Source organism: Paenibacillus sp. FSL E2-0201 (genome assembly GCF_037963325.1).
GTDB lineage: Bacteria > Bacillota > Bacilli > Paenibacillales > Paenibacillaceae > Paenibacillus_AQ.
On record NZ_CP150154.1, the window covers coordinates 2,149,692 to 2,165,184 of the forward strand.

A 15,493-nucleotide genomic window follows, 5' to 3' on the forward strand; every position below is an offset into this window, starting at 1 on the left:
GACAAGAATCATGATCTTTCTTAATTCAACAGCATTAAGGAGGAAACTCGAGTATTTTAAGACAATGATGGTCGTTTATCACCTATATATGGGGCTTTTTTCCGAAATAACAGGATAAACGATCAAATCTACCCTTTGCCGCTTTAAATTAGGGATGATACACTGCTTAAAGTCACTAAAATTGTAAGCGCTAAAAAACAGCTTTACTACGTAAAGCTCTAAGCCAATGCTTACGAAGCCGCTTTACTTCGTAAAGCTCTAAGGAGGAGAGATATGGATGTTCTCAGGCAACTGCGAGGCTATTACCGAGAGAAGCTGCACTATTTAATTCTTTCGATTGTATGCTTGGCCGCCGCAACTGCAGTGGGGCTAATTACCCCCAATTTGTTAAGAAGACTGATCGATGATGTAATTGTACCCCTAAAGTTTGATGAGGTACCCGTGTTAGCCCTTAGTGTGTTAGCGGTAGTAATTGTAAAAGCATGTCTGCAATTTGCACATGGTTTTTTTGGAGGACGGTTAGGTAATTTTCTAGCATACCGGCTACGTAACGCTTGTTATGAGAAATTGCAATTTCTATCTTTCCGTTATTATGATACCGCGAAAACAGGAGATCTGATGTCCCGGCTGACCGGGGATTTGGAAGCGATCCGGAACTTTATCGGTTTTGGTTTTGCTCAGCTGCTCAATGTGTTTTTTATGGTGTTTTTTGGTTCAATTATGATGTTCTCGCTTAATTGGCAGCTAACCTTAGTAACTCTGATTACGATGCCAATTCTGGCGTTTATAGCCCTAAAATTTGAATCGAAGATTCACCCAGCCTTTCAAGAGATGCGTCTTGCGCTCAGTTCTCTGACAACGGCTGTACAAGAGAATATTACCGGTGTGCGTACGGTTAAATCGTTTGCCAGAGAGGCTCACGAGGTAGAGAAATTCTCACACCGTAATGAACGTTATAAGAATAATCAGATTTTTGCGGCAGAGCTCTGGAGTAAGTTTTTCCCGGCGATGGAGTTTTTAGCTTCAATCAGTGCAGCTATTCTGCTTGGAGTTGGCGGGACGTTAGTTATCAAGGGGAAAATGTCACTAGGAGAACTGGTTGCCTTTTTCAGCTTGATTTGGTATATCATTGGACCGATGTGGGGTCTTGGATTCCATATTAATAACTATACACAGTCCAAGGCATCGGGAGAACGTGTATTAGAAGTACTTAACCAGAATATTGATGTGAAGGATAAAGAGAATGCTCGTGAACTGGTATCTTCAGAGGTTAAGGGGGATGTTGCCTTTAATCACGTGACATTTGCATATGGGAACAAATTGCCTGCGGTTACTGATATTCATTTTGAAGCTAAATCAGGTGAAATTATTGGATTTCTTGGAGGCACAGGTTCAGGTAAATCTACAATTACTCAACTGATGATGCGTGCTTATGATGTAAATGAAGGTAGTATTACGCTGGATGGCATTGATATTAGAGAATACAATGTGCGCAGCCTGCGGTCACAGATTGCCACTGTATTCCAGGAAACATTCCTGTTCTCCTCGTCCATCCGCAACAATATTTCTTATGGCTTGAAAAATGTAAGCATGGAAGAGATTATCCGTGCTGCGCAGTTGGCTAAGGCGCATGATTTCATTATGGAGATGGAAGACGGTTATGACACTGTAGTAGGCGAACGCGGAATGGGTCTCTCTGGTGGACAGAAGCAGCGGATTGCCATCGCAAGAGCATTGCTTAAGAATCCGCGTATTCTTATTCTCGATGATGCAACTAGTGCCGTCGATATGGAAACAGAGCATGAGATTCAAGCTGGTTTCCAAGAGGTCATGAATGGGCGTACAACACTTATTATCGCCCATCGGATATCCTCCTTGCGACATGCTGACCAAATCATTGTCATGAATGAAGGTCGTGTTCAGCAGCGTGGTACCCATCAAGAGCTAATTGAAGTTCCGGGTCCATACCAAGATGTATACCGGATACAATATGCTGACTATCTGGCCAGAGCTACCGGAAGAGGGGAGGAGTGAGGCATATGAAACTTGAAGCCAAACAGAACACCGCTACGGGAGCAAAGCGTAAAGCAGCCGAGCAGCAGACACTTGATGAACGTTTCGTGTACAAAGATGATGATGTTATCGACAAAGCGTTTGACTGGAAGCAGTTCACCAGATTATTCAGCTATATGAAGCCTTACGCCAAACAGATGCTTCCACTGGTTTCTATCATGATGATTCTGGGAACCATTACGAAGCTGACCGTTCCTTTCTTGACAAGTTTAGCTATCGACCGTGCCATAGCACCTAAGGTTGGGAATCCCAGCTTAACACTTCTTTATTCGCTAACGGCAGGTGTGATTGTCTTATATCTCATTCAATGGATTGCAGGTGTATACCGAATTAAGTACACGAACATCATTGGACAAAGAGTCATTTATGACTTGCGTTCTGACTTGTTCAAGCATATCCAGAAGCTCTCTTTTAACTTCTTCGATAAACGCCCAGCAGGCTCGGTATTAGTCCGTGTGACGAATGATATCAACTCACTGCAGGATTTGTTCACGAACGGGGTAGTCAATCTAATGATTGACTGTGTGCAGCTTCTTGGAATTACCATAATTCTGTTATTGATCAACTGGAAGCTTGGTCTTGTAGTAATGGTTACGGTTCCGATCATGTTCTTTATTTCTACTAAGCTGCGTCAGAAGATTCGGATCGCTTGGCAGGATGTGCGGATGAAGAACTCCAGAATTAATTCACACTTGAATGAATCGATTCAGGGGATCAGAGTCACACAGGCTTATACACAAGAACGTGAAAATATGAATTATTTCGATTTTATGAATACAGACAGCAAAAAGTCCTGGAATAAAGCATCTGCAATGAACCAAGCTTTCGGGCCGATGATCGAGATCACTGGTGGTTTTGGAACGATGATCCTCTTTTGGTTGGGAGCTTATCTGATCCAATCCGGTGAACTTACAGTCGGTATGCTGGTAGCATTCAGCTCTTACGTCAGCAACTTCTGGGACCCGATTAACCGTCTGGGCCAGATGTATAATCAGCTGCTTGTAGCGATGGCTTCCTCGGAACGGATCTTTGAATACTTGGATGAGCAGCCTTCGGTTCAAGATAATCCAGGGGCTAAGCCATTAGAAACGATTCGTGGAGATATTAACTTTAATAAGGTTGTCTTTGAATATGAAAAAGGTCGTGCGGCTTTAAAAGGCATCGATCTGGATGTAAAAGCGGGGCAATCAATCGCGCTTGTGGGTCATACTGGCTCAGGGAAAAGTACGATTATTAACCTGATTGGCCGGTTCTATGATATTAAGAGCGGACGAATTACGATTGACGGTGAAGATATCCGTGAAGTCACACTGGACAGTCTGAGAAGGCAGATCGGAATCGTGCTGCAGGATACCTTTATTTTCTCAGGAACGATTCGCGATAATATCCGGTTTGGTCGACTGGATGCTACCGATGAAGAAGTGGAAAATGCTGCAAAAGCAGTAGATGCCCATGACTTTATTATGAAGCTTCCAGGAGGATATGAGACAGAGGTTGAAGAACGCGGTAGCGCCTTGTCCATGGGACAGCGTCAGCTGCTCTCCTTTGCCCGCGCACTATTGGCGAATCCAAGGATTCTGATCCTTGATGAAGCTACAGCCAGTATCGATACAGAGACGGAGCTTAAGATTCAGGAGGCACTCAAAATCTTACTTCAGGGCCGGACCTCCTTTATCGTGGCCCATAGACTATCTACCATCCGCCATGCGGATAAAATCGTCGTTCTGGATCACGGTGAAATCAAAGAAGAAGGAACCCACCGAGAACTGACGTCACGTGATGGTGTGTATAACGGTTTGATAGAAGCGCAGTTCCGCTTCCTATAGCTCAGAACAACAGCCCGTTCCCCTTGCGAAAGCAAATGAGGAGTGGGCTGTTTTATATATCGTAGATTCAATTATTTCGGGCGTTTGGGCAACCTACCCGTTACACGTAGCTCAAACATTTGGGCACAAATATCCTGATGCCAATGTGTATCCGTTGTTTGTTCTGCTAACAGTATTTCATTCTGCAGTCGGGCCATCTCCCAACAGTAAGTGGCATTCACCTGAAGGCATTGCTGTTGTTCCGTTTCTTCGGAGGCTGTAAGCTGGCGTAGACGACTTAGAGTGAAGAGCTCGGCAAGACGTTCATGGACTGGAAGCATACTCTTTTACCTCCTGGAAATAGTTAAGCCATATATTAGTCTAGCCAAGTAAATTGTAATTCAATCATCATGAGAATAATGATAGGAAGGTTACAAATGATTAAGGATTTCGAGCAATGGGAGAAACTGTGGGATATTTAAAGGAAGGTTTGATAAAGGAAGGTACGGAATTAGCATTCTGGATTCGGAGCTTTCTGTTGCAGTATCTACAATAGAAAGCTCCTTTACCGCTCACAAAATAACATCTATTGCACTTTGTGCAACTGTTATTCAAAAATGTGCTATTAAAGGGCATTTTACTATTATTGATTACACAAAATACAACAGAAAAAATCCCCCCGAAAGAAAAGGGGGGATCATGAATCGAAGTGCCCTAGTCCATGTAAATTTCTACAATGGCAACGTTCCGTTCGCGGGAAAGATCCACAAACATTCCGTCAACTTGTACCAGTGGACGGAAAATATCGACCAGATTGTTCATAATAATTACGCCAATATCACCTGTGTTCAGCAACACACGCTTGCCGATGAAATTGGGCATTAAATGCTGGATAAAAGCTTGAACGGTTTTAGCGTTCAGTTTACCGAAACTTAGATTGTTTATTTCACGCAGGACGGAAATCAGCTCTTGCTTCGACTGATAGACTCGTTTAGAAGTCATCGCACTATAGATATCAGCTACAGCTGCAATTTGTGCATAAGGATGAATATCGGTTTTGGTTAGACCGCTCGGATAGCCAGAGCCGTCCTCACGCTCATGATGCTGGAGAGCAGCCAAAGCTGTGTAAGAATCGTCCATGGAATTACGTATGATTTCGTAGCCGTACTTAGTATGTAGTTTGATTTCCTCGAACTCATCTGGTGTTAGCTTGCCTGGTTTATTCAACAGGGAGGGTGAAATTCGGCATTTTCCAATATCAATCAAATATCCTGCACGACCAATTTCATAACATTCTTGTTTGGAATAACCAAGCCATATCGCAATATAATAAGAGAGCATCCCTACCTGAAGGGAGTGATTGTAGGTATAGTTATCTTCCCGATCCAGCAAAAGCAGGAGGGACACTACATCTTTATGCTTGTCCAAAGTTTGAAGTGAAGGCTGAAGAATGTCGTTTACCACGGATTGGTTGAAGCTTCCTTTTAATAACGCTTCCATATAAAGAGACTCGAAGCCGTCAATCATAGTATCAAAACTAGTGGTCACCGTCTGAATGATTGAAGGTCTGCTGAGGGGGGATACCTCTTCCTCTAACGTCTCGATATCAACATAATCAACTCCAAGCTGCATCAGCTTGGCGATATCATTTATTTGGAGCAGTGATCCCTTTGGTAATACATGTAAACCCCTAGAACTATACGCGTCCGCGTTAAGGTGATTACCAGGTTTTAGATCCGAGACGTGTACTCTCAATGCCTATGCCACCTTTTATCCGATTTTATCCAGAATATCAACAAAGTTCAGATTTTTCAATCAAAAAGGAGAAAAGATTATTTGTGGATTGTCTCGTTAGCTTTTTGATCAGAGTCCACCCAATATTGGCCCGATTCATTAATGTCTTTTTTCCAAACGGGAACCGTCTGTTTCAATCGTTCAATGGCAAAGCGACTGGCTTCGTAGCAGGTATCGCGATGGGGTGTGGAGACGGCAATGATAACACTTGCTTCCTTTAAACCTACAAGCCCAATGCGGTGAGATATGGCGCAGTTTGCGTCCCAGCGGTTCTTGACCTCTATGCCAATCTCCTCCAGCTTACTTAAGGCCATAGGAATATAAGCTTCATAATGAAGTGCGGTTGTCCGTTGTTCTCCGGTCATTTCACGGGTCGTGCCGATAAATAATAAGGATGCACCGTGATTGACGTCAAGAACGGCATCTAGAAGCTTCTCCGCATTTAAAGGCTGGTCCGTTATGATATAGAGACCATCAGTAGTAGTTTCATATATAGTGCCGTTCTCTCCCCCGGAAACTGGAGGAATAAGTGCGACTTCGGAAGACGCTGTGATGATAGAATCATCAGGAGCATATTCCCGGTCAATGGCAATTAAAGAAGCCCCAATTTGGGATGCTGCAGCCGGATAAGAGACGGATAGAAGCTCCTTTAGTTTGCCGGCTGTTAAGGGAATCTCAGTCGTTTGGAAGGACAGAGAAGAAGAGCCGATGGTCTCAGCCAGACCCGCGAATAGTCGGATAGTAATATGCATTTTTATTCTCCTCTGATGTATGTTCTGATGTCTTCAATATACCATAATGTGTCTGAAAATGTTATGCTAGGCTCTATAAGATCACGCACCGACTGCTTCATTAAAGAGCAGCTCTAGGGTAGGGGGAATGTAGCTTATGGGGCATGTGCCGCAAAGACTGACCATACTTCATACCAATGATATACATAGCCATTTTGAGATGGTAAGTCCGGTGGCAGCGGAAATATTCGCACAAAGGACTGCAGCGGGAGAAGAGCCTGTACTGCTGCTGGATATTGGTGATCATATGGATCGTGCAGCTGTCGAGACAGAAGGCACTATGGGTCAGGCTAACATCGACGTATTAAACTTAACAGGATATGATGCTGTAACCATTGGCAATAATGAGGGGCTTACGTTCTCTCAGGAGATGTTGTCATCCATTTTTTCCGGGTTACAGTGTCCGGTAGTATGCTGTAATTTTGTGGAGTCTTCGACTGGGGAGCCACCAAGCTGGATGCAGCGTCATGCGATCTTGGAGAAGGATGGAATTAGAATAGGAGTGACCGGAGCAACAGCGGCATTTACTTCGTTCTATTCCCTTTTGGGCTGGGATGCTTTAGATCCTGAGACAGCGCTCCGGGAACAATGCCTACTTTTAGCACCACAGGTGGATATATTAATCGTTCTATCTCATCTTGGACTTCCTACGGATAAAATGTTGGCAGAGCGGCTAGAGGGCGTTCATGCCATTCTTGGTGGACATACGCATCATCTGTTAGAGGAGCCTATTATGATTAATGGGACTGCTGTATGCGGTGCCGGGAAATTCGGTCGGTATCTCGGGCGCCTTCAATTTGAGCGACTAGATCCTCAGTCTGATTTCAGATTAGTGGCGGGTGAATGTATTCCTATTGACCCCCTTCTGAAGGAGGAGGTTATAGGTCCTGCAGTGGCTATTCATTTGAAGCATGGTCAAGAATCTCTTCAGACGATCGTTGCGATTACTGACCGTGAGCTTCCTTTGAGCTTGCAGGGAGAGTCTCCCTTTGGCAATCTTTTGGCACAAGCTGTACGTAGATTTACAGGAACTAGTCTGTCATTAGTCAACACGGGTCAGTTACTAGGACCATTGCCGGAAGGTGAGGTTACGACTGGGATGCTGCACGCACTATGTCCTTCTCCCATCAATACTTGCATCATTAAGCTGAAGGGTATAGATATTCGGACAGCTTTGGAACAGAGTCTTACAGAGGAGTTTTATAATAAGGTCATTTACGGGTACGGTTTCCGAGGGAATCATCTGGGCAGTTTGGCAGTAGATGGATTAAAAATCTTGTACGACCCACGGATGATACCGTATGATAAGAGTGTTGCAGTTTTTGTCGAAGGAAACCCGCTGGAGGATGAAAGAGAGTATAATGTTGGTACGCTAGACATGTTTACTTTCAGAGCCGGCTATGAGACGATCGCGAATGGGAAGGATGCGTTGTTTTTATTGCCTCATTTTTTGCGCGATCTCTTAAGGATGGAGTTACAACGTCCAAACAGCCTCGATGAATGCATGCTCACTCGCTGGGAGGCTAAGTCTGAATAAGCCTGGCGGCTCACAATCTACACTTATAGACTCCATTTAACAGTGCTAGATTCCCAAAAATAGGAGGACGTTATGGACACGATCACAGCTATTATTTTAGCAATTGTCGAAGGGATCACTGAATTTATTCCTGTATCTTCGACCGGACACATGATCTTGACTACGAAGCTATTAGGTTTCGCTGAGCAAGATTCGATTATGAAGACTTATGAAATTGTAATTCAACTAGGGGCGATTTTGGCGATTGCACTTGTTTACCGCAAGCGAGTACTTAATTTACTAGGGATTGGACGTAGTAGTTCAGGCAGAGGAGGCGTTATGCCGGCAGCCCGTCTGAACTTAATTCATGTGATTCTTGGAATTGCCCCAGCACTTGCTGTGGCATTTTTTGCCCGCGATTTTATCAAAAGCCTCTTTGGAGCTTCGACGGTACTCTGGGCGCTTGTCGCCGGAGGGATTCTAATGATTGTTGCAGAATGGGTGAACAGACGAAAAATACGTATTACTGCCCACGAACTGGATGATTTGTCTTATGGACAGGCGCTTGCGATTGGATTGTATCAGATTATTTCGGTACTCTGGCCAGGCTTCTCCCGTTCCGGTTCTACGATTTCTGGGGGGATGTTAAGCGGGGTCAGTTACAAGGCTTCAGCGGATTTTTCCTTCCTCATAGCGATTCCTATTATGTGTGCGGCTTCCGGGTATGAACTGCTGGATTCGTATAAAAACTTCACAAGTGAGACGATTGGTTATTTTGTAATTGGATTTCTGATTTCCTTTGTAGTGGCATATTTAGTAGTCATTTTGTTTATGAAATGGATTCAAAAGATTCGATTAACGCATTTCGCGATTTATCGATTTATTCTTGCTGCTGTATTCTGGTTGTTTATTATGCGTTAATGCCCGTGGCATAGACCTGGACACATCTGATTTTCTTTAAGGTACACCTGTCTGAATTTCTAAAGAAACGGTATAGACAAAGCGTGTGACCCAAGGATTTCAATACAGAATAGCATTTTACCGTTAAAGGCAGGAGTGAGTTTAGTGCGTTTAGTATCCGTGAATCAACTTCAAGCAGGCATGAAATTAGGTAAAAAAATATATAATGATGAAGGTCTAACTCTACTCGCGGACGGGGTGGAGCTTACGGATGCATTGATCAAGCGTCTCGCTAGAATTGATATCGGCTATATCTACATAGAGGATTCTGTCACGGACGATATTGTGATTACTGGTATACTCCAGGATGAGACGCGCAATCAAGCCCTAAAGGTGATTCGTAATCAATTTCAGCAAATGTCTGGGGCTTCAGGAATTACTAAGGGTTTGTATCATCTGGACAAAAAATTTTCTAAGATCATGGACAACATTTTAGACGATATGTCTTTACAAGAAGATCCGATGATCATGCTGATGGATATGCACACTGCTGATAACTATTTATATGTCCATTCCCTGAATGTCTGCTTATACACTTTGGTGCTTGGCATTGCTCACGGGTATAGTAAAGAGGAGCTTCGAGTAATTGGGCTAGGTGCGCTGCTGCATGATATTGGAAAGACACAAATCCCGATAAAAATCGTACAGAAACCCGGCAGGCTCAGTGATGAAGAATTCCGCCACATGCAGGCTCATACTGAGATCGGGTTTCAGATTCTAAAGGAGGAGCCGAATATCCCGCTGCTCGCAGCACATTGTGCCTTGCAGCATCATGAACGCATTGACGGTTCCGGATATCCTCGCGGATTAACTGGACCCCAAATCCATGAATATGCGAAGTGGCTTGGTGTAGCGGACTCCTACGATGCCATGACTTCCAATAGAGTCTACAAAAAGGCTATGCTGCCACATCAAGCCGTTGAGGCCCTTTATGTTGGTTCCGGTACTTTGTATGAACAGAAGCATTTAGAGCTGTTCAGAGATCGTGTAGCTATCTACCCACTCGGTCTTACGGTAAAGCTCAGTACGGGGGAGAGCGGGGTTGTGGTCAAAATAGATCCAAGTACGCCTCACAGACCCACTGTACGTGTGCTTACGGGACCGGAAGGAGAGAAAGTCGTACCGTTTGAACGAGATCTTAGTAATGCCCTCTCCGTTGTTATCGTTGACGTCGCGGAACAAGGTGATTCCCTGGAAACACCAAATTGATTATTTATAGCAGCGTGGAGAGAAGATTAGGCTTGTCCGAAGATATGTCGGAGGCCTATTTTTCGTCTCGCTGCTTTTATTTTTTTGAAATGTGAAGCAAGTAAAGAGAGCCAGAAAGACATCAAAAGTGCAGTTTTTTTGACTATCGTGGTATGATATAGGGTAAGTCATCGTTCTTTCTTCATGATTTTGGGTTAATAATAGGAATAAGATTTAAAGGAGCTAGTACAAATGAATGTTTTAAGACCATTAACATCTTCACCGAGGGAGCTGTCGCCTAGTTACGATCCGTGGGATCCAATTACTTCTCTGCGTAAGCATGGCCGCCATGTGCTAACGAGTGTGGAATTCACTGTAACCAATTTATGCAACATGCGTTGTGAGCACTGTGCTGTAGGTGATAGTTTAACCTCCAAAGAAGGAGATATGCTGCCGCTTAAGAATATGCTGGACCGTTTAGAGGAGGTTGAGCATCTCGAGACCATTAGTATTACGGGCGGTGAGCCCATGTTCCGTGCCAGCACAGTGGATAATATCATTGTGCCACTGCTGAAATATGCCAAGGAGCGGGGAATCAGATCACAAATTAATTCTAATCTGACCATGCCGTATTCCCGTTATGAGAAGCTGCTTCCATATCTGGACGTTATGCATATTTCATTTAATTATGTGAATGGTGATGATTTTCATGAGGTCGGTTTTGCGAACAGTGGTCATGCGGTTGCCAAGGAAGCCGCCTACCGGCTGTATTATACAATGATTGAGAACTCTCGTAGGCTTAGTGAGGATGGGATGTTGATTTCTGCGGAAACTATGATCAATTACCGTACCCACACGAAGCTTCCTGAAATTCATAAGCTGATTCTTGACATGGGAGCACGCCGGCATGAGGTTCATCCGATGTACAATTCGAGCTTTGCTTCCGCTTTGCCGGTGTTATCCTTAAATGAAATGCGGACGGCGATCCATGCTTTACTCGACAAGCGTGATCCTGACGTTTGGATGCTATTCGGCACGCTTCCGTTTTTTGCCTGCAGCTTCCTGGAGGAAGACCAGAAGTTACTAAGCAGAATGCGTGCAGAGAAGAATGTTACGCTTCGTAATGATCCGGATGGTCGGAATCGTGTGAACGTAAATATGTTTACCGGAGATGTTTTTGTTACAGATTTCGCTGATATCGCAGCCTTTGGCAACATAGACAACCAAAAACTGGATGATATATTTATCGATTGGCAGACGAAGCATCCGCTGAACCAGACGGTGAACTGTCACTGCGATGCAGCAGGTTGTTGCGGACCTAATCTGTTAGTAGCAGATATGTATTATCCGGAAGTGGACTTCAAAACTAGAAAAGCGATCAATCTGTAGAAATGAGGCGTTGTTAAAGTGGCACATACGGAATTTGAAGTTGGGAGATTAATGCTTAATCTTTTGCTTGTTCTGGTGCTCGTGTTATTGAACGGGATTTTTGTAGCAGCGGAGTTCTCACTAGTGAAGGTCAGGCAGTCTCGTCTGACCCAGCTAGTTAGTGAAGGTAATAAAATGGCTGGATATGCGCTCAAGGTAAATAAGAGACTGGATTCGTACTTATCTGCTACCCAGTTTGGGATTACACTTGCGTCATTGGGATTAGGTTGGGTCGGTGAGCCAGCCATTTCGGAGCTGCTTGTCGAACCGTTAATGTATAAGATGGGAATTACCGATGGAACTCTGATTTCTACCGTTTCTGTCGTTATCGGATTTTCGATTATTACATTTTTACATATTGTACTTGGTGAGCTTGCACCGAAATCACTTGCCATTCAAAGAACAGAAGGGTCCGCTTTATTGCTCTCGGCTCCTCTGATGTTCTTCTATAATTTGTTCATGCCTTTTATCTGGGTACTGAATGCATCGGCGAACGCATTGCTTCGTTTAGTGGGTGTTGAGCCTGCAAATGAGAGTGAGGCCGCCCACTCTGAAGAGGAAATTCGCATCCTGATGAATCAGAGTGCTAAGAGTGGTGTCATTGATAAAGATGAGATGAAGCTGATGGATAACATCTTTGAGTTCTCAGATCTTCTCGCTCGTGAAGTCATGTTGCCTCGTACGGATATGGATGTGCTGTACAGCAATCTTTCGCTCGAAGAAAATATGAAGATTATTACCGAAACGAGACATTCACGTTATCCGGTTGCTTTTGAAGATAAGGACCGTATTATTGGTTTTATTCATATCACCGACCTATTGTTTGCTCCACCTGAGCAGCAGAATGATCTTACGACGCTGGTACGACCGATCCTTAACGTACCGGAATCGATGGAGATTAGCCATACTCTGCGATTTATGCAGAAGAACAAAGCTCAGCTAACGCTAGTTGTCGATGAATACGGAGGTACAGCTGGTCTACTGACAGCAGAAGAAATTCTGGAAGAAATCGTAGGCGATCTGCATGACGAATTCGAAGATGAGCGTCCTAGCGTGGAACGCAACGGAGAGTATATTTCTGTTGAAGGCCGGATGTTGATTGAAGATGTCAACGATCTTACAGGTGTAGTGATTGAGGATGATGAAGTGGATTCTATCGGAGGCTGGTTGTTTAAGGAGCTGGAAGGGAATCCAAGCAAGGGAAAACGAGTGAAGGTTGAGGATGTTGTTTTTGAAGTTGAGGAATCGACGAGACTGCGGATTACCAGAATTAATATTCATCATGAACCGCGTGCCGAGGATGAAGAGGACTCTTCAGAACAAGATGAGGATAAAGAATAACCTTTTGAAATTTGTAACGTATTGTTCCGGGTGATCAGGGATAAAATGAACTCCTCCTGCTAGAGCTGAAGGCTCATGACAGGGGGAGTTTTTTGTGGACACATAAAGGACATAGTGTTCGACTATGCTAATATTTATAAATGATTTGAAAGCGGGGTCTAGATTGAAAAAGAAGCTTCTTCTCGTTGAGGATGAAATTCGTATTCGTGAACTGGTGTCTGATTATTTCATACAGAATGATTGGGAAGTGCTCGAAGCGGATAATGGAAAAGATGCATTGATTTGGTTTGACTCACTGCTGCCGGATCTGCTGATTCTGGATATCATGATGCCTGCCATGAATGGCTTTGAAGTGTGCCGAGAAGTTCGTGAGAAATCAGCGATACCAATCATATTGTTAACTGCCAAGTCCACAGACGAAGACAAGATCTATGGATTTGAATTAGGTGCGGATGATTATGTTACAAAGCCATTTAGTCCAAAGGTGCTGGTAGCCCGGGCAAATGCACTTATGAAGCGTGTTGAAGGTACCCATCAGCCTGAATCCAGCATAATAAAATTTGGTTCTGCGATGTTTAACACCTTAGCTCATCGGTTAGAGGTAGAAGATGCAGAAGTGGAGCTTACCCCTAAGGAATACGATCTTTTATGGCTTTTAATACGAAATAAAGGGATTGTCATTTCAAGGGATACAATCCTTAGTCGGATCTGGGGAATTGAATTTGAAGGAGATTCCAGAGTTGTGGACAGTCATATCAAAAAGCTGCGAAGTAAATTGGGTTATGAATCTCGTTTTATTCGTACGGTGATTGGCACAGGGTACATGTTCGAGGAAGAGGCATGAGAAGACGTGGAATTACCTTTAAACTGTTTGTGATGACGGTTATCTTTTTTCTTTGCTTTTATGGGATGGTTATTCTAAGCCAAACGCTGTTGTTTGACAATTTCTATCAGAAGCAAAAAGAGAACCGCGTGGAGAAACATCTTAAGAGCTTTGCTGCAAGATATATAAGCGAGCCGTGGGGAAGCACTCGGACCTCCCAGGAGCTCGTTCGGTTTATGCTGCGGAATAAAACACAAATGGTTATTTTGAAGCTGGATGGAAAAATGAATTCGGAAGATCCATTTCATATAAAGTTAATTGATGATGATGGAAAGAGTATGGTTGTCTCTTTATCCCTATTCATGAATCAGTACGGGGATGCGCTTAGAGCAGCAAACATTAAAGTAGATGATCAATTGAGCGTTGAAGGTGAACTTCTGGATGAAGACAGTTCTTCACCCTTTATACTCTACCCCATTAGTATTACAAAAAAAGGGAGCGGAACAATAGGGGAGACGGAAGAGACCGGGATGATTCATGCATCTGGTACTGTTGCAGAAATTGTACTGCCTGATATGAAAATATGGAATCCACGTCAAGGAATACTGTTTGAGGCTCTAGAGGAATGGTTCCCTTTGACACCGGCGCAGATAGACGATTTCAAAAATCTGAAATTGCAGAAGCAAGACTGGATTGCTCCATGGAGTGGGAGTCGTAATTCTGTGATTATCATGCCCCTTAAGCAAAGTAACGGAGAAATTGAACTACTATTCACAGTCACCTCATTACAGGAAGTCAAGGATTTGAACGAGGCGTTGCGCTGGTTCTTTTTATATCTGGGAATAGGCGGTATTGTTCTGATTTTGGTTCTTTCTCTCTTTTTCTCAAAAATGGTAACGCGTCCGCTTATTAAGTTAAACAACATAGCCAAACGAATGGTTTCTTTGGACTTTACAGGGGACACATCGATTCGGCAGAAGGATGAGTTAGGCAGCCTGTCTAACAGCATGTTCACCTTATCGCTAAGTCTGGATTCTGCTTTACGAGAGTTAAGAGAGGCCAATCAGCAGCTAGTTGAGGATATGGAGCAGAAACAAAGAATGGAGATCATGCAGCAAGACTTTTTTGCCAACGCCTCGCATGAATTGAAGACACCGCTCAGTATTATTAAAGGTTTTGCCGAGGGATTGGAAGACGGCGTTAGTGCAGGCAAGCAGGATCACTATATTAAGGTGATTATTGAGGAAGCCGATAAAATGGAGTTTCTTGTTAAAAATATGCTAGATCTAGCGAGGTTGGAGTCGGGCACGATTAAACTTCGGAAAACTTCCTTTATGTTAAGTGAACTGACGGAAAAAGTGACGGACAAGCTGGTTCACTTGCTGAGTGAAAAACATTTGGAGGTCATCATTATTCCTGCAAACGAATTACCGATATATGCTGATGTGAACTGGATTGAACAAGTTCTGCTGAATTTTATGACTAATGCTATCAGACATGCGGAAGAAAGAAGTTCTATCACCGTCAATATTGAGAGTCATGCCCAGACTATTGTATTCACTATTCAAAATATAGGAGAATCAATCCCTGAAGATCAGCTGGAGCAGATCTGGGAACGGTTCTATCGGTCTGAGCCTTCCCGCAGTCGAATGACGGGCGGTACGGGTCTGGGGCTTTCTATTGCGAAGCGAATACTAGATATGCACGCTTGTATTTATACAGTGAAAAATACCGAGAAAGGTGTCAGCTTTACTGTGACCTTTGAAGGTTAAAC

At 43.7% G+C, this 15,493-nt stretch carries 12 protein-coding genes; 9 read left to right on the forward strand and 3 right to left on the reverse strand.

What is annotated here, in order from left to right; translation table 11 throughout:
• Nucleotides 1-273: 273 nt before the first annotated feature.
• Nucleotides 274-2,034: an ABC transporter ATP-binding protein gene (locus tag NSU15_RS09305; protein WP_042125863.1), complete on the forward strand. Its 1,761-nt coding sequence runs from the start codon at nucleotides 274-276 to the stop codon at nucleotides 2,032-2,034.
• Between the two features lie 5 nt (nucleotides 2,035-2,039).
• A complete protein-coding gene (locus tag NSU15_RS09310; RefSeq protein ID WP_042125865.1) occupies nucleotides 2,040-3,899 on the forward strand; it encodes an ABC transporter ATP-binding protein in 1,860 nt (619 codons plus the stop codon).
• A 71-nt stretch (nucleotides 3,900-3,970) separates the two neighbouring features.
• On the opposite strand, the gene NSU15_RS09315 is transcribed toward NSU15_RS09310, so the two are convergent.
• The 3 genes from NSU15_RS09315 to NSU15_RS09325 form a co-directional block, all read right to left on the reverse strand.
• Nucleotides 3,971-4,219 (reverse strand): hypothetical protein, encoded by a 249-nt coding sequence (locus NSU15_RS09315; protein WP_042125867.1) that lies wholly within the window; start codon nucleotides 4,217-4,219, stop codon nucleotides 3,971-3,973.
• A 373-nt stretch (nucleotides 4,220-4,592) separates the two neighbouring features.
• The gene (locus tag NSU15_RS09320) at nucleotides 4,593-5,633 is read right to left on the reverse strand and encodes an HD-GYP domain-containing protein (protein WP_042125869.1); all 1,041 of its coding nucleotides are present in this window, start codon (nucleotides 5,631-5,633) and stop codon (nucleotides 4,593-4,595) included.
• Between the two features lie 77 nt (nucleotides 5,634-5,710).
• Entirely contained in the window at nucleotides 5,711-6,424 is a 714-nt protein-coding gene (locus NSU15_RS09325; protein ID WP_076121104.1) for a molybdenum cofactor biosynthesis protein MoaE, read from the reverse strand.
• 136 nt (nucleotides 6,425-6,560) lie between these two features.
• On the opposite strand from NSU15_RS09325, the gene NSU15_RS09330 reads away from it, so the two are divergent.
• From NSU15_RS09330 to NSU15_RS09360, 7 genes are all read left to right on the forward strand, one after another.
• The gene (locus NSU15_RS09330) at nucleotides 6,561-8,000 is read left to right on the forward strand and encodes a bifunctional UDP-sugar hydrolase/5'-nucleotidase (protein WP_339290036.1); all 1,440 of its coding nucleotides are present in this window, start codon (nucleotides 6,561-6,563) and stop codon (nucleotides 7,998-8,000) included.
• Between the two features lie 72 nt (nucleotides 8,001-8,072).
• Entirely contained in the window at nucleotides 8,073-8,900 is an 828-nt protein-coding gene (locus NSU15_RS09335; protein WP_042125875.1) for an undecaprenyl-diphosphate phosphatase, read from the forward strand.
• 144 nt (nucleotides 8,901-9,044) lie between these two features.
• Nucleotides 9,045-10,148, forward strand: coding sequence for an HD-GYP domain-containing protein (locus NSU15_RS09340; protein ID WP_042125877.1), 1,104 nt, complete (start codon nucleotides 9,045-9,047; stop codon nucleotides 10,146-10,148).
• A 231-nt stretch (nucleotides 10,149-10,379) separates the two neighbouring features.
• Entirely contained in the window at nucleotides 10,380-11,516 is a 1,137-nt protein-coding gene (yfkAB, locus tag NSU15_RS09345; protein WP_042125879.1) for a radical SAM/CxCxxxxC motif protein YfkAB, read from the forward strand.
• Nucleotides 11,517-11,567: 51 nt separating this feature from the next.
• Nucleotides 11,568-12,896, forward strand: a complete 1,329-nt coding sequence (locus NSU15_RS09350; RefSeq protein WP_042132005.1) for a hemolysin family protein — start codon at nucleotides 11,568-11,570, stop codon at nucleotides 12,894-12,896.
• 163 nt (nucleotides 12,897-13,059) lie between these two features.
• Nucleotides 13,060-13,740, forward strand: coding sequence for a response regulator transcription factor (locus tag NSU15_RS09355; protein ID WP_042125880.1), 681 nt, complete (start codon nucleotides 13,060-13,062; stop codon nucleotides 13,738-13,740).
• Nucleotides 13,737-15,491 (forward strand): HAMP domain-containing sensor histidine kinase, encoded by a 1,755-nt coding sequence (locus tag NSU15_RS09360; protein ID WP_042125882.1) that lies wholly within the window; start codon nucleotides 13,737-13,739, stop codon nucleotides 15,489-15,491. Before NSU15_RS09355 ends, NSU15_RS09360 begins: the two co-directional genes overlap by 4 nt.
• Nucleotides 15,492-15,493: the final 2 nt, after the last annotated feature.

Coding starts and splice junctions, on each gene's coding strand:
- NSU15_RS09305 (WP_042125863.1), top strand. CDS start 274: ATGGATGTTCTCAGGCAACTGCGAGGCTATTACCGAGAGAAGCTGCAC.
- NSU15_RS09315 (WP_042125867.1), bottom strand. CDS start 4,219: ATGCTTCCAGTCCATGAACGTCTTGCCGAGCTCTTCACTCTAAGTCGT.
- yfkAB (WP_042125879.1), top strand. CDS start 10,380: ATGAATGTTTTAAGACCATTAACATCTTCACCGAGGGAGCTGTCGCCT.
- NSU15_RS09325 (WP_076121104.1), bottom strand. CDS start 6,424: ATGCATATTACTATCCGACTATTCGCGGGTCTGGCTGAGACCATCGGC.
- NSU15_RS09350 (WP_042132005.1), top strand. CDS start 11,568: ATGCTTAATCTTTTGCTTGTTCTGGTGCTCGTGTTATTGAACGGGATT.
- NSU15_RS09330 (WP_339290036.1), top strand. CDS start 6,561: ATGGGGCATGTGCCGCAAAGACTGACCATACTTCATACCAATGATATA.
- NSU15_RS09335 (WP_042125875.1), top strand. CDS start 8,073: ATGGACACGATCACAGCTATTATTTTAGCAATTGTCGAAGGGATCACT.
- NSU15_RS09360 (WP_042125882.1), top strand. CDS start 13,737: ATGAGAAGACGTGGAATTACCTTTAAACTGTTTGTGATGACGGTTATC.
- NSU15_RS09310 (WP_042125865.1), top strand. CDS start 2,040: ATGAAACTTGAAGCCAAACAGAACACCGCTACGGGAGCAAAGCGTAAA.